Below are 12,205 nucleotides of genomic sequence, written 5' to 3'. Positions count from 1 at the left end.
TTTTCTCCGCTCATGACAACAGAGACTCCGTCAGCGCCTGCGGCGTGTGTTGATTGGGGACATAAAAGGCGATTTCTGTTCCTGGCGTCAGGGTGCGGATATGCAACCCCTCGCCGTAGAGGAGCTTCACCCGGTGATGAACGTTAAGCAGGCCGATTTTATTTCCCGGCATTTCGTCGGCTTCCACGCGAGCGACCACGGCGGGATCGATGCCGTTGCCAGTGTCGCGAACGCTGATGCGAACCCGATTGCCGCACTCGTTAATGCCGATCGTCACCACCCCCTTGCCTTTACAGGGCTGGATACCATGAACGATGGCATTCTCCACCAGCGGCTGGATAAGCAGGCTCGGGATCACGCAGCTGACGTCGTCGTCAATATCATAGATGACCGTCAGCTTGTCGCCGAATCGCGCCTGTTCAATGGCGATATAATCTTTGATCTGATACAGCTCTCGTTTGATATCAATCTGCTCATCGTCTTTTAATTCGATGTTATAGCGCAGGTAGCGTGACAGATTAAAAATGAGCTGGCGCGCGGTGTCTGGATTAAGGCGAATCGAGGAGGAGATCGCGTTCAGGGCATTGAATAAAAAATGCGGGTTAATTTTGCTTTGCAGGGCGCGCAGCTCCGCTTTGTTGGCCATCTCGCGCAGCTGTTCGGCGCGGGAAACTTCCAGCTGGGTGGAGATTATTTGCGACAGGCCAATCGCCATCTCCTGCAGCGTCGAAGTGATGCGATGGGCGTGGCAGTAATAGATTTTTAGCGTGCCGGTCACCACCCCTTTTTCCCACAGCGGGATCACCATCAAGGAGTGGATCTCCGGCGTGCGGTGGGCTTCATCATTGTTTTTTATAATGATTTTTCCATAACGAATCGCTTGTCGGGTGGTAGGGCTGATGACATCGTCGTGGTGTTGATAGTTGGCCTCCCCCACGCCCACGTAGGCCAGTACATGTTCGGTATTAGTGATCGCCACCGCGTCAGCGGTAATGTCGCGGCGGATAATCTCGCATACCTGGCGCAGAGAATCGCTGTTAACGTGACGAAACAGCGGCAGGGTTTTGTTAGCGATATCGAGCGCCAGTTTTGCCTGCCGCGCCGCGCTGGCCTCCTTTTCCCCTTCCACGCTCTGCACCAGCAGCACGATAAAACCGATGCAGACGCTGCCGAGGATCATCGGGATACCAATTTTAGAGACGATATCCAGGCCGAGGCTCAGGGAAGGCGCCCAGACCACCACCAGGATCATGGTCAGGGTCTCACACACCATGCCGGCCAGAATGCCGATTTTCCACCGTTGATCGCGGGCCACTTTACGGTTAATCAACCCCGACAGCAGGCCTGCGACAATGCTGGTGATAAAGCAGGGCACGGCGGTGACGCCATCGATATCAATCAGGTAGCGGTGTACGCCGGCAATTACCCCGACAATTGCCCCTACCCACGGACCAAACAGGATCCCGCCGGACATGACGGCGATAATGCGTACGTTTACCAGCGAGCCTTCCACCGGAACGCCGGACCAGGTGCTGAACAGGGCGAACAGCGAGAAAATGGCGGTCACGGCCAGCAGCTCTTTCGGCGTATGGGCCGACTTATGCAACAGTTCGCGGAACAGGCGCAGGCGAATGAGGAAAAACAGGCAAATAAGCATCAGGGCCGCACGATCATAGACCGCCAGCATCATCGTAAAAATTTCGTGCATGGGTGTGCCGCGTCAGTGGCCAGAAAAGAACATGATAAAAAACCTGACGGCAGAAGACCAGCCGCAGAAATATAATGAGGAAAAGGCATACTTTTTAAAGGGGATTGATGGGAGGCCACCGCGAGAGCGGCAGCTCAGGCTTTTAACGATAAAATTCTGTGTTAAGAAAGATATCAATGTGTTACCACTCTTTATACAACTCTGGACTATTCCGGCGATGAACTGCCGTATTTAGCGCCGTCGATACCCGTTTTATATGCCAGGGAATATTTTTTACCGGCCCTCTCGACAACATGTTTTTTTTCAGGTTATTTTCTAAACGAGCCGCAACAGCGGCAGCGTCGCTCGGACGGTCCGGGCGCTAACGTTAATCAGAGGAACCTATGGCTGAATCCAGTCCTGAACGCCGTTTTACGCGTATCGATCGTCTCCCCCCGTACGTTTTTAATATTACTGCTGAACTGAAAATGGCTGCGCGCCGGCGCGGCGAGGATATTATTGATTTCAGTATGGGCAATCCCGATGGCGCGACGCCGCCGCATATCGTGGAAAAACTTTGCACCGTTGCCCAACGGCCTGATACCCATGGTTACTCTACCTCGCGGGGGATCCCGCGCCTGCGTCGCGCCATTTCACGCTGGTATGAAGAACGCTATAACGTTGACATCGATCCTGAATCGGAAGCGATCGTCACCATTGGTTCGAAAGAGGGGCTGGCGCACCTGATGCTGGCGACCCTGGATCATGGCGACACGGTGCTGGTACCAAACCCCAGCTATCCGATTCATATCTATGGCGCGGTGATTGCCGGGGCGCAGGTGCGCTCGGTGCCGCTGGTGGAAGGTGTAGATTTCTTTAACGAGCTGGAACGCGCCATCCGCGAGAGTTACCCGAAGCCGAAGATGATGATCCTTGGTTTTCCCTCGAATCCAACGGCGCAGTGTGTGGAGCTGGACTTCTTTGAAAAGGTCGTCGCCCTGGCGAAGCAGTATGACATCCTGGTCGTCCACGATCTGGCCTATGCCGATATCGTGTATGACGGCTGGAAAGCGCCCTCCATCATGCAGGTGCCCGGCGCGCGTGATGTCGCCGTCGAGTTTTTTACCCTGTCGAAAAGCTATAACATGGCCGGCTGGCGCATTGGCTTTATGGTCGGCAACAAGACCCTGGTGAATGCCCTCGCTCGCATCAAAAGCTATCACGACTATGGCACGTTTACGCCGCTGCAGGTGGCGGCGATCGCTGCCCTTGAGGGCGATCAGCAGTGCGTGCGTGAAATTGCCGAACAATATAAGCGCCGTCGCGATGTGCTGGTGAAAGGGCTCCACGAAGCCGGCTGGATGGTGGAATGTCCGAAAGCGTCCATGTACGTCTGGGCGAAAATACCGGAACCTTACGCCGCCATGGGCTCGCTGGAGTTTGCGAAAAAGTTGCTTAATGAAGCGAAGGTCTGCGTCTCGCCGGGGATAGGCTTTGGCGACTATGGCGATACTCACGTCCGCTTCGCGCTGATCGAAAACCGGGACCGTACGCGCCAGGCGATCCGCGGCATCAAGGCGATGTTCCGCGCCGATGGCTTGCTGCCCGCCGCGAGCTAGCGCTTCGGCGAATACGCCATAACAAAAACGGGAGCCAGTGGGCTCCCGTTTTTTTTGACACCGCTGCAGTCTAGATCATCAGGGCAAAAGTACCGGCCCAAACGATGACCATAAAAGAGAGGCCCATAAAGAAGTATTTCACGATTCATCACTCCACGCGCTTGTGCGACGTTCAAATGAATTAATTGTTCTGTTATTCCTGGGCTGTCGCAGGTGAAAAATCACGTTGCGGCAGCTCGCAATTCTGTGCGCTTTGTGCTCCAGATGGCGCTAATGTACGCCTAAAAAATGAGGGAAACAAGTGGCATTTTTTTATTAATTTTTAGTTACTTAGGAGTGTCGTGATTCGGCGACACATTAATTTCACCCGGTAATAAATTTCACGCCAGCGACGCTGTTAAAACGGATTTTGGCGATGGGCAAAATGGAGGACGGCCAGCGAGGGCGCACGCAATTTCTTTGCTACGCGCCGCCGCCGATTTAATGCTGGTCAGAGGCGCGCGGCCGCCACTCGGCCGGGTAGTGAGCCGGGATAAAGCGCAGTGTGAGCGCCATGAGTAGCAGGACGCAGAGCGCATGCCAGGACCAGTCAAGCGTGTAGTTCCCGCTCAGGCTGCGCAACAGGCCGGAAAGCCAGGGGGAGAGGCCTGCGATGATAAATCCGATACCCTGCATAAACGCCACCAGCCGGCCGGCTACCGCCGGTTGTCCGGCGTGATCCAGCGCCAGCACCAGGCACAGGGGAAAGGCGCCACCCAGACCCACTCCGCAGGCGATGGCCCACAGCGCTGGGACGTGCTGCGGCAGCCAGATGAAGCCGCAGAAGCCAATGAGCTGTAGCGTCAGCGCGAACAGCAGAAGCTGGCGTCGGTCATCCTGGCGAGCCAGTGCTGGCAGCAGCAGTGCCCCCGCGGTTTGCCCGACGGTCAGCAGCGCCAGCAGTGAGCCGCTGTACTGGGCGCTATCGCCAAGCTGGATATAGTAGGGCGGCAGCCAGGCGATCAGACTGGCGTAACCGGCATTGATCAGTCCGAAATAGAGTCCCAGCGTCCAGGCGCGGCGCTGGCCAATAATCGCGACCCGGGGGGAAGCGCTGGTCTGATGCGGTGCGCGAGGCAATTGCCGGCAAATCGCCAGCCAGCCGAGCAGGGCCAGCAGGGCAGGGAGCGCCCACCAGGCCAGCGCCTGGTGCCAGACCGTACTGCGTGACGCCAGCCATGGCGTGAACGCAGCGCCTAACCCGCCGCCGCCCATCAGCGCCGCCGACCATAGTCCCATCACCAGCGGCGTACGCCGGGCGAACAGACGCTTTATCACCGCCGGGATGGCGGCCTGGATAATGCCGATGCCAATTCCCCCCGCAAGGGCGCTGCTGAGCAGCAAACCGCTATGTGGGGCGCTTTCCCGCAGCAGGGCACCCGCCGCGATAATCAGCAGGCTCAGCGCAATGCTGCAGTTTTGACCAACAGTGCGATCGACCCAGCCGCCGGCCAGCGCGAGCACGCCCATCGCGATGACCGGCAGGGCGGTGAGGAGCGCGACCAGGGTATAGCTCATCCCGCTGGCGGCGCGGATATCCGGCAGCAAGGGACCTATCGAGGTGAGCAGCGGACGCATGTTTATCCCGATGAGTACCAGGACACACAGCGTCAGATTCTGTCGCAGCATGGGCGTCATGGTTGCTGTTCCGCCCAGCGCTGATAAAGTGCCGGCCCCTCCGGCTGCGGGCAGTGGTGGATTGGCAGCGTCTGCCGGGACAGCGGCTGCTGCAGCTGCTGATAAATCGCGGTGGTTGAGAGCTGAAAGGGCTCGCCATCCTGATTACTGTTGGCGAAAAATACTTCCCGCACGCCGGTTAAATAGAGTGCGCTCAGGCACATAGGACAAGGTTGCCCGCTGGCATAGATAACGCATTCGCGCAGCACCTCGCTTCCCAGTCTGGCGGCAAGATCGCGAACGGCATTCAGTTCGGCATGCGCCGTTGGGTCACCGTTCAGATGAAAGGTATTGACGGCTTCGGCGACAATCTCATCATGCCGCACCAGAACGGCGCCGAAGGGGCGGCCACCGTCAGCAATATTTTGTTTTGCCAGCGCTAATGCGCGCTGGAGATAGCGATCGTCAGCGGACATAGTCACTCCTGCATAAGATGATGTTGATGGTGAAAAACGCAGAGGATGGTAGGTAGAGAGTACGTATCTTGTTTCATAAGTTAAAAGACTTATTTATGATGAACCCTATTTGAATTGCTTATAGGTAAGCGGATGCTCCTGCGCCATCTTTCCTACTTTATCGCCGTGGCAGAACATCGTGGATTTACCCGCGCCGCCGCGGCGCTCCATGTCTCCCAGCCTGCGCTGTCACAGCAGATCCGCCAGCTGGAAGCGATGCTGGAGGTTCAGCTCTTTGACCGCTCTGGTCGTTATACCCGCCTGACCGATGCCGGAGAGATCTGGCTGGAGTATGCCCGCCGCGTGTTACGCGATCTTGAGGAGGGGCGGCGCGCCCTGCACGACGCAGAAGATCTGCAGCGTGGTAAACTCCGCATCGCCATGACGCCGACCTTTACCACTTACATGCTGGGGCCGCTGGTGGAGGCGTACTATCGACGCTACCCCGGAGTGACATTGCTTATCCAGGAGATGAACCAGGAGCGGATGGAAACGATGCTTCTGGAGGATGAACTGGATGTGGGAATTGCCTTTGGCGAGAGCCTCTCGCGGGATATTGTGGTTCAGCCGCTGCTGACGGAAACCCTCGCGCTGGTGGTGAGCCGTGCGCATCCGCTGGCTCATGAAAGCCACCTGCAGCTGCAGGCTCTTGACGCACAGCCGCTGATTTTACTGAGCAGCGAGTTTGCCACCCGGGAGCAAATCAACCGCTATTGTCGCCGCCATCGGCTCGAACCTGACGTGCGGATGGAGGCCAACTCCATCGGCGCCGTACTAACGGTTATTCGCGGCACGCCGCTTGCGACGCTGCTGCCAGCGGCGATCGCCGGACAGTATGATGACCTCGTGGCCATTGAGCTTAAGCCCGCGCTGCTGCAGCGCACGGCCTGTTTGCTGCAGCGTCAGGGCGCATGGCAGAGCGCTGCGGCGCGCGAATTCATTGCGCTGGCGCGGGAGATCGCGGTAACGCTTGAGCAGGAAAACGGCCAGGCCCTGTATGAGGACCTGCGTCACTTGCCGACGAGCCTGGACTAACGATCGGCTTCGCTGAGGATATCGGCCTCATCGGGCAGGGTATTCTCCCGGAGCATGCCCTCTTCTTTGAGCCTTTCCAGTACGTGATGAAAGAGTTGAGTCTTGTCTGGCTCGGCCATATTCTGTAATTTCTCATTAAATACGGTATGGGACTGAATAAGGTAATGGATAAATTCCAGCAATACCTCATTTTGCGGCAGGACGGTTAATTCCTGATGGATGTAACTGGTTTGTTCCAGCAGCGAATTTTTTGTCACGTCCATAGGCCGGGCGCTAATACTGTGAGCGTATATTTTCTCAATGGCCTGGCTGGTGATATAGATGCGGTTCAATGATATAGCAGAGTATTCGTCTTCATCCGGAATGAAATGACAATAGACAAACGGTTTGTCGGGCAGCATCATGCTGAGTCTGTTTTCGTAAAGAATATCATCAGGCGCCTCCAGTAGCGCCATTAAATTCCGACTGTGTGGGTGCCAGAGTCCGGAGGCGGACACTTTTACGTTAAACTGCGTCACCGTATTTCCGCGTAATGTTTCCACCATCGGAATATCGCCATCAAGCCGCAGAATGCTGCGGATATGGGAGTGGGGTGACCAGAAAGTCTCCACTTCCTCAGCAGAGGCAAGCGGATTAAGCGCGGTGGTCACGTCTTTTTCCTGATGAGAAAGGACGGCTATTTTTAATGTTCCCCGCGTCGGATTAAGCTTCAGACAGAGATTGATCGCACCAATATCATGCCAGTGAAGAATGTCTTCAAGTTCGCAGTTTAATAATTTTTGCGCCCGCGCCAGAGAGCAATACTCCATTGGCGGTAAATTATTTAGCTTCCAGATATTCCGTTCTGTAATATTCATAAGAATTGTACGTCGATGAAAAAATAAATCGCCATGGTGAGCAAAAAGCATCGATGACAAGGATTTATTCTTCCCGCTGACTTCCTTTACCTGATTAACAAAACCCATTCACATTGAGAATAATATGTCGATAAGTTGGCTGTTTTTATTGTTTTGCTGCCGCGTATTTACTTTATCCCGTTATCTTATCATCTCTTATTCGTAGAGAAAAATAGTTTGCTCAATATAAGCATTTCTTTCTGGCAGGAATCTTTTTGCAGGAATGTTGAAGGCGAGCACGAGCGGAGTACGAAGAAAGGGACAGTCAATTTGCGACCTTCGTGGTCGGCAGGGGGGGCAAACAGACGCCAGTCGCGTCTGTTTGGTGTAGCTGTTGTTATTGTGGCGTCGACAGAAAACGGTCACCCGGCTGCGCGATGGCATACCATGCCATCATCTCTGCGGTGCCCGGTTGGCCTTCGGCAGGCGCCCAGGCCATGGTGTCAACTTCGGCAAGCGGCTGATAAGCACCTTGCTTAACTTCAAAAACCATCCCGCCCGGGTCGAGCGAGAGCACCGTATGCCAGGTACCGGCTTCCATTTCCAGCGCCGTGCAGGTTTCACCCAGCACCACCCGGCGGGTGACTACGCCATTGTCATCAAAATTCAGTACCACAAAGCGGCCTTTCAGCGGCAGCAAAAGTTCGAAGGTATGTCTGTGCCGGTGCGGACGGATATAGGTGCCGGGTTCCATCGCAATGGCGAGGCGCTGTACCGGGTCGCTTAGTTCGGGATGAAAATTGCGATGGGCACGCAAGCGCGGGGCACTGGCTGCCGCTTCGCTCTGCTGCTGCATATCGCTGAGGGTGATCTGTTTCATATCAACGCCTGGCTCCTGTATCGTCCAGAGAAGGTTGCACTGGGGTAGTGGCTTATGACTGTTTAAGCCAAGGGGCATTGTACGCGGAATGCGCGTTTTTGTCGGTTTATTGTCTGTGCGATTGACTGGGGCGCCCCTTCCTGTCCTGGCTAATCCACACGTGGATAATTTCGGCAAATTATGATGGCGAGAAGAATATGCCATGGCTGGCGTTTAGGTAATGGTGGGAAATAGCGGTCAACGTTTATATGGTGTCCCCTGCAGGAATCGAACCTGCAACTAGCCCTTAGGAGGGGCTCGTTATATCCATTTAACTAAGGGGACAAGGCGGTGCGAGTATAGCGTTTTTTGCCCGCCTGAGTAAGAGCCATACCGTCTGACTGCTTAAACCCTCGCCACTCACGGCGCTTTTTTTATGCCCGGTCGGCGTTTTTGGCTTTCTCCGCGGCCTGGGCGCGGGCTTCCGCTTTTCGCTTGCTGCTCATATCGTTACGGATCTGCGCATGGCTCAGCAGCGCGAAGATGAAGGTCCCTCCGCAGATATTTCCCGCCAGCGTCGGCAGGGCGAACGGCCAGATAAAGTCGCTCCAGGGCAGGCTTCCGTTAAACACCAGATAAAGGATCTCGACCGATCCCACCACGATATGAGTCGTATCCGCCAGGGCGATAAGCCAGGTCATGAGAATAATCACCACGATCTTGGCCGCACCGGCGACAGGAAACATCCAGACCATGGTGGCGACCAGCCATCCGGAAATAATCGCATTAGCGAACATCTCCGTCGGGCTGTTTTTCATTACATCTTCGGCGATGCTGACAAAGGCCTGACGAGTTGGTTCATCAAAGACGGGCATAAAATTGAAGGCCCATGCGGCCACTGCGGTACCGATGAGGTTGCCAGCCAGCACCACCGACCATAACCGCATCAGCAAACCGATGTTACCTGGTGTGGGATTGTGCATCACCGGCAGAACGGCGGTAACCGTATTTTCCGTGAACAGCTGCTGGCGGGCCATGATCACGATAATAAAGCCGAAGGTATACCCGAGATTTTCCAGTAAAAACCCGCCCGGGATCCCCTCCAGTTTGACGTGAAAAATCCCTTTTGCCAGCAGGGAGGCGCCCATCGACAGACCGGCCGCAATGGCTGACCACAGCAAGGCCAGCGCATCGCGTTCCATCTCTTTTTCCCCTTCCTGGCGAATATGTTCATGGATGGCCATCGCCCGCGAGGGCAGGCGATCTTCATCCACTTCTATTTCCTCTCCGCGCTGTTTTTCTTCACTTTCGACTTCTCGCTCGTCATCCGCTGGTTTTAATTTGTTATTGTCTAGTTCATCCATTTCGTGGCCCTCGCTATCAATCTATATAGATATAGCGTAGCGGCTTTCCCTGCCGTCTGGCTGGGCATACTCTGAAATCGCAAAAATGGTAACGTCAGATTTTTGTTGCTCCGGTAGAATAGGAGTCCCGCGATCTCGTTATTCCCAGGCTATGATCAAATCAACAACTTGGGTGATATAGACATCGTTCAACGTGCTGTTACAATCGCTCACATCTATACGGGCGGAAACGTTGTCTTTCCGTCATGGATGGCAACTCGCGATAGCCATAAAAACCAGGGAGACACCTATGAATTATCGCCTGTCGGCGCTTGCGCTTGGCGCCACATTGCTGGTGGGATGTGCCAGTTCCAGCTCTGGCGATCAGCCGCAGGGGCGTTCAGACCCGTTAGAAGGGTTTAACCGCACGATGTTCAATTTCAACTTTAACGTGGTTGATCCTTACGTGCTTCGCCCGGTGGCGGTGGCATGGCGTGACTACGTCCCGCAGCCGGCGCGCAATGGTTTGAGTAACTTCACCAGCAACCTTGAAGAGCCGGCGGTAATGGTGAACTCCTTCCTGCAGGGCGACCCCTATAAAGGTATGGTGCACTTTACCCGTTTCTTCCTGAACACCATCCTCGGGATGGGCGGTCTGATCGATGTCGCGGGCATGGCGAATCCGCAGCTGCAGCGCGTTGAACCGCATCGTTTCGGCAGCACGCTCGGCCATTATGGCGTCGGCTATGGTCCGTATGTGCAACTGCCATTCTACGGTAGCTTTACGCTGCGCGATGAAGGCGGTGATATGGCCGATGGCCTCTACCCGGTACTCTCCTGGTTGACCTGGCCGATGTCGATTGGTAAATGGGCTGTCGAAGGGATTGAAACTCGTGCCCAGCTGCTGGATTCCGACGGCCTGCTCCGTCAGTCTTCCGATCCTTACATTTTGATGCGTGAAGCTTATTTCCAGCGCCATGACTTTATCGCCAACGGCGGTAAGCTGACCCCGGCGGACAACCCGAATGCCCAGGCTATTCAGGATGAACTGAAAGACATTGATTCACAGTAATCTGCGAACGATAAAAAAAGGGTGAACATGTTGTTCACCCTTTTTTGTTGCGCGCGGCTTATCAGAAGCGGTAGTTGAAGTTGGCGCCGTACAGCCAGGCGGTCCCTTCGGAACGGAAGGTATACGGGCCTTCCTTAATTTCTACGTGCTGGCCGTGCATATAGGAAAGACCGACGTCAACCGACGCATCCTTGTTAAACGCGTAAGTGGTACCCGCGCTCAGCCACAGGCGATCCTGGTCAGGAATGGAGATGGAGCGGTTGTTGGCCGGCACCGGGCTGTCATCGAAAGCGATACCGGTGCGGAAGGTCCAGTTATCGTCGTAATAATACGTGGTCCCCAGCGCAAGACGGTAGGCATCTTTGAAGCCTTCCTCTTTATAGAACAGCGTCTGGCCGTTGCTGCCGGTGGCTTTCAGCTCCTGGAACTGACTCCAGCTGGTGTAGGTCAGGCTATAGTGGACCGCCCACTGCGGTGCCACGCGGTTATAGCCCGACAGCTCCCACATTTCCGGCAGGTTAAGGGTCAGTGAACCGCCGGTGGTCTGGCCGTTAGTGCCCGCTGGCAGACCGAAGTTGCCGAGGATTTGGTTATAGGCCGCCGGCAGGCTGCTGCGGTAGTTACCGTCGAAGTCGATCTTCACCTCGGAACGGTACGTAAAACCGTAGCGGTTGTTCTTATCCAGCTCATAGAGGATACCGGCATTCCAGCCAAAGCCCCAGGCGTTGCCGTTAAGATGGGCGATCTGCGTGTCGGCAGGGATCTTCGCCACCTGGCCTGCCAGCGCCGGCGGCAGTGCGCCAGAACCAGCGACAATCTGACCCAGGTCACCCGCATAGCGCTCGATCTTCGCCTTGGCGTAGACCGCGTCAAAACCTAAGCCAAAGCTCCAGTTGCTGTCGAGACGGTAGGCGCCGCTCAGGTTGAAGTTCGCGGTGGTCAGGTCGGTTTTACCGCCCATGCTGCCAGCCGCATAGTCATCGTTGTATTCCGTTGCCAGGCCGTAGTTAGAGGTAATGGATGCCCCCCAACCGAATTGATCGTTAATCGGCGCGACAAAGTGGAAGTTGGGAACCCACGCCGTCGGGGCGATATTGTCCGCATTCAGGCTCTTGCCGGTGGGAGAGGTGCCGGAGACATTGACACCCGGGTCAACAAAAACGGCGCCCGCCGACATAGTTGGACGGTCAAACATCATAATTAATGCCGGGTTACGACTGGCATTGCCTGCATCGTCTGCGATAGCCCCTTCACCGGAATAGGCCCGACCCAGCCCTGATGAAGAGAATTCGTTGAGCTGGAAGCCTGCTGACCAGGCCTGGGTGGAAACAAGTGCTACAGCCACTGCAAGGGCAGATTGGGTAAAGCGGGTTTTCTGGCTCATGCCCATAACCTCATTGAGTTATTTTTTTTTAAACTATGTTACATGCCGTAACAGAAGCGCGGAAGTGTAGGGTCTGTGGTACAACAGAGAAATCAGACCAGTGCGCTGAGTATAGGTCTGACCAGATGAGTTGTTGCAAGTTTGTTTATGAAGTTTTTCAATTGTGATAACAGAAACGCGATCCAGCTGGCAAAATTGT

At 55.3% G+C, this 12,205-nt stretch carries 11 protein-coding genes, 1 tRNA gene and 2 pseudogenes; 4 read left to right on the top strand and 10 right to left on the bottom strand.

Annotated features, from left to right (window positions below; genetic code table 11):
- Positions 1-10: 10 nt before the first annotated feature.
- The gene (locus FHW76_RS04010; protein ID WP_012540955.1) at positions 11-1,708 is read right to left on the bottom strand and encodes a sensor histidine kinase; all 1,698 of its coding nucleotides are present in this window, start codon (positions 1,706-1,708) and stop codon (positions 11-13) included.
- Between FHW76_RS04010 and FHW76_RS26560 the strand changes: the two are divergent.
- Positions 1,707-1,817: pseudogene (locus FHW76_RS26560) on the top strand (hypothetical protein); the annotation flags it as partial. The gene FHW76_RS04010 and the pseudogene FHW76_RS26560 overlap by 2 nt on opposite strands.
- Before the next feature lie 11 nt (positions 1,818-1,828).
- On the opposite strand, the pseudogene FHW76_RS04005 reads toward FHW76_RS26560, so the two are convergent.
- A pseudogene (locus FHW76_RS04005) lies at positions 1,829-2,003 on the bottom strand (phytanoyl-CoA dioxygenase); the annotation flags it as partial.
- 88 nt (positions 2,004-2,091) lie between these two features.
- Here FHW76_RS04005 and alaC point away from each other — a divergent pair.
- Positions 2,092-3,306, top strand: coding sequence for an alanine transaminase (gene alaC / locus FHW76_RS04000; protein ID WP_008803894.1), 1,215 nt, complete (start codon positions 2,092-2,094; stop codon positions 3,304-3,306).
- A gap of 70 nt (positions 3,307-3,376) precedes the next feature.
- Here alaC and ypdK read toward each other — a convergent pair whose 3' ends face one another.
- From ypdK to FHW76_RS03985, 3 genes are all read right to left on the bottom strand, one after another.
- The gene (gene ypdK / locus FHW76_RS03995; protein ID WP_099119320.1) at positions 3,377-3,448 is read right to left on the bottom strand and encodes a membrane protein YpdK; all 72 of its coding nucleotides are present in this window, start codon (positions 3,446-3,448) and stop codon (positions 3,377-3,379) included.
- Positions 3,449-3,786: 338 nt separating this feature from the next.
- Positions 3,787-4,983: a cyanate transporter gene (locus FHW76_RS03990; protein WP_183476264.1), complete on the bottom strand. Its 1,197-nt coding sequence runs from the start codon at positions 4,981-4,983 to the stop codon at positions 3,787-3,789.
- Positions 4,980-5,438: a nucleoside deaminase gene (locus FHW76_RS03985; RefSeq protein ID WP_016161607.1), complete on the bottom strand. Its 459-nt coding sequence runs from the start codon at positions 5,436-5,438 to the stop codon at positions 4,980-4,982. Before FHW76_RS03985 ends, FHW76_RS03990 begins: the two co-directional genes overlap by 4 nt.
- Before the next feature lie 132 nt (positions 5,439-5,570).
- Between FHW76_RS03985 and cynR the strand changes: the two genes are divergently transcribed.
- On the top strand, positions 5,571-6,512 hold the full coding sequence (gene cynR / locus FHW76_RS03980; RefSeq protein WP_183476261.1) for a transcriptional regulator CynR: 942 nt from the start codon (positions 5,571-5,573) through the stop codon (positions 6,510-6,512).
- On the opposite strand, the gene FHW76_RS03975 is transcribed toward cynR, so the two are convergent.
- From FHW76_RS03975 to FHW76_RS03960, 4 genes are all read right to left on the bottom strand, one after another.
- On the bottom strand, positions 6,509-7,369 hold the full coding sequence (locus tag FHW76_RS03975; RefSeq protein WP_060876325.1) for a hypothetical protein: 861 nt from the start codon (positions 7,367-7,369) through the stop codon (positions 6,509-6,511). The genes cynR and FHW76_RS03975 overlap by 4 nt on opposite strands.
- Before the next feature lie 376 nt (positions 7,370-7,745).
- Positions 7,746-8,228 (bottom strand): WbuC family cupin fold metalloprotein, encoded by a 483-nt coding sequence (locus FHW76_RS03970; RefSeq protein ID WP_008803899.1) that lies wholly within the window; start codon positions 8,226-8,228, stop codon positions 7,746-7,748.
- A gap of 249 nt (positions 8,229-8,477) precedes the next feature.
- Positions 8,478-8,552: transfer RNA gene (locus FHW76_RS03965), tRNA-Arg, on the bottom strand.
- 89 nt (positions 8,553-8,641) lie between these two features.
- Positions 8,642-9,571 carry a formate/nitrite transporter family protein gene (locus FHW76_RS03960; RefSeq protein WP_008803900.1) on the bottom strand — a complete coding sequence of 310 codons (930 nt, stop codon included), beginning with the start codon at positions 9,569-9,571 and terminating at the stop codon, positions 8,642-8,644.
- A 289-nt stretch (positions 9,572-9,860) separates the two neighbouring features.
- On the opposite strand from FHW76_RS03960, the gene mlaA reads away from it, so the two are divergent.
- Positions 9,861-10,622 carry a phospholipid-binding lipoprotein MlaA gene (gene mlaA, locus FHW76_RS03955; RefSeq protein WP_012967489.1) on the top strand — a complete coding sequence of 254 codons (762 nt, stop codon included), beginning with the start codon at positions 9,861-9,863 and terminating at the stop codon, positions 10,620-10,622.
- 61 nt (positions 10,623-10,683) lie between these two features.
- Here the strand turns inward: mlaA and fadL are convergent, their stop codons facing one another.
- Entirely contained in the window at positions 10,684-12,006 is a 1,323-nt protein-coding gene (fadL, locus tag FHW76_RS03950) for a long-chain fatty acid transporter FadL (RefSeq protein WP_012967490.1), read from the bottom strand.
- Positions 12,007-12,205 lie beyond the last annotated feature (199 nt).

This window comes from Klebsiella sp. RC2, assembly GCF_014192815.1.
GTDB lineage: Bacteria > Pseudomonadota > Gammaproteobacteria > Enterobacterales > Enterobacteriaceae > Klebsiella > Klebsiella variicola.
Note: the sequence above shows the minus strand (reverse complement) of the source record. Positions and strands in the feature narration are given on the sequence as shown.

Excerpts from the sequence above, each read along its gene's own strand:
- alaC (WP_008803894.1), top strand. The coding sequence starts at position 2,092 with ATGGCTGAATCCAGTCCTGAACGCCGTTTTACGCGTATCGATCGTCTC.
- fadL (WP_012967490.1), bottom strand. The coding sequence starts at position 12,006 with ATGAGCCAGAAAACCCGCTTTACCCAATCTGCCCTTGCAGTGGCTGTA.
- FHW76_RS03990 (WP_183476264.1), bottom strand. The coding sequence starts at position 4,983 with ATGACGCCCATGCTGCGACAGAATCTGACGCTGTGTGTCCTGGTACTC.
- FHW76_RS03985 (WP_016161607.1), bottom strand. The coding sequence starts at position 5,438 with ATGTCCGCTGACGATCGCTATCTCCAGCGCGCATTAGCGCTGGCAAAA.
- FHW76_RS03960 (WP_008803900.1), bottom strand. The coding sequence starts at position 9,571 with ATGGATGAACTAGACAATAACAAATTAAAACCAGCGGATGACGAGCGA.
- mlaA (WP_012967489.1), top strand. The coding sequence starts at position 9,861 with ATGAATTATCGCCTGTCGGCGCTTGCGCTTGGCGCCACATTGCTGGTG.
- FHW76_RS03975 (WP_060876325.1), bottom strand. The coding sequence starts at position 7,369 with ATGAATATTACAGAACGGAATATCTGGAAGCTAAATAATTTACCGCCA.
- cynR (WP_183476261.1), top strand. The coding sequence starts at position 5,571 with ATGCTCCTGCGCCATCTTTCCTACTTTATCGCCGTGGCAGAACATCGT.
- FHW76_RS03970 (WP_008803899.1), bottom strand. The coding sequence starts at position 8,228 with ATGAAACAGATCACCCTCAGCGATATGCAGCAGCAGAGCGAAGCGGCA.
- FHW76_RS04010 (WP_012540955.1), bottom strand. The coding sequence starts at position 1,708 with ATGCACGAAATTTTTACGATGATGCTGGCGGTCTATGATCGTGCGGCC.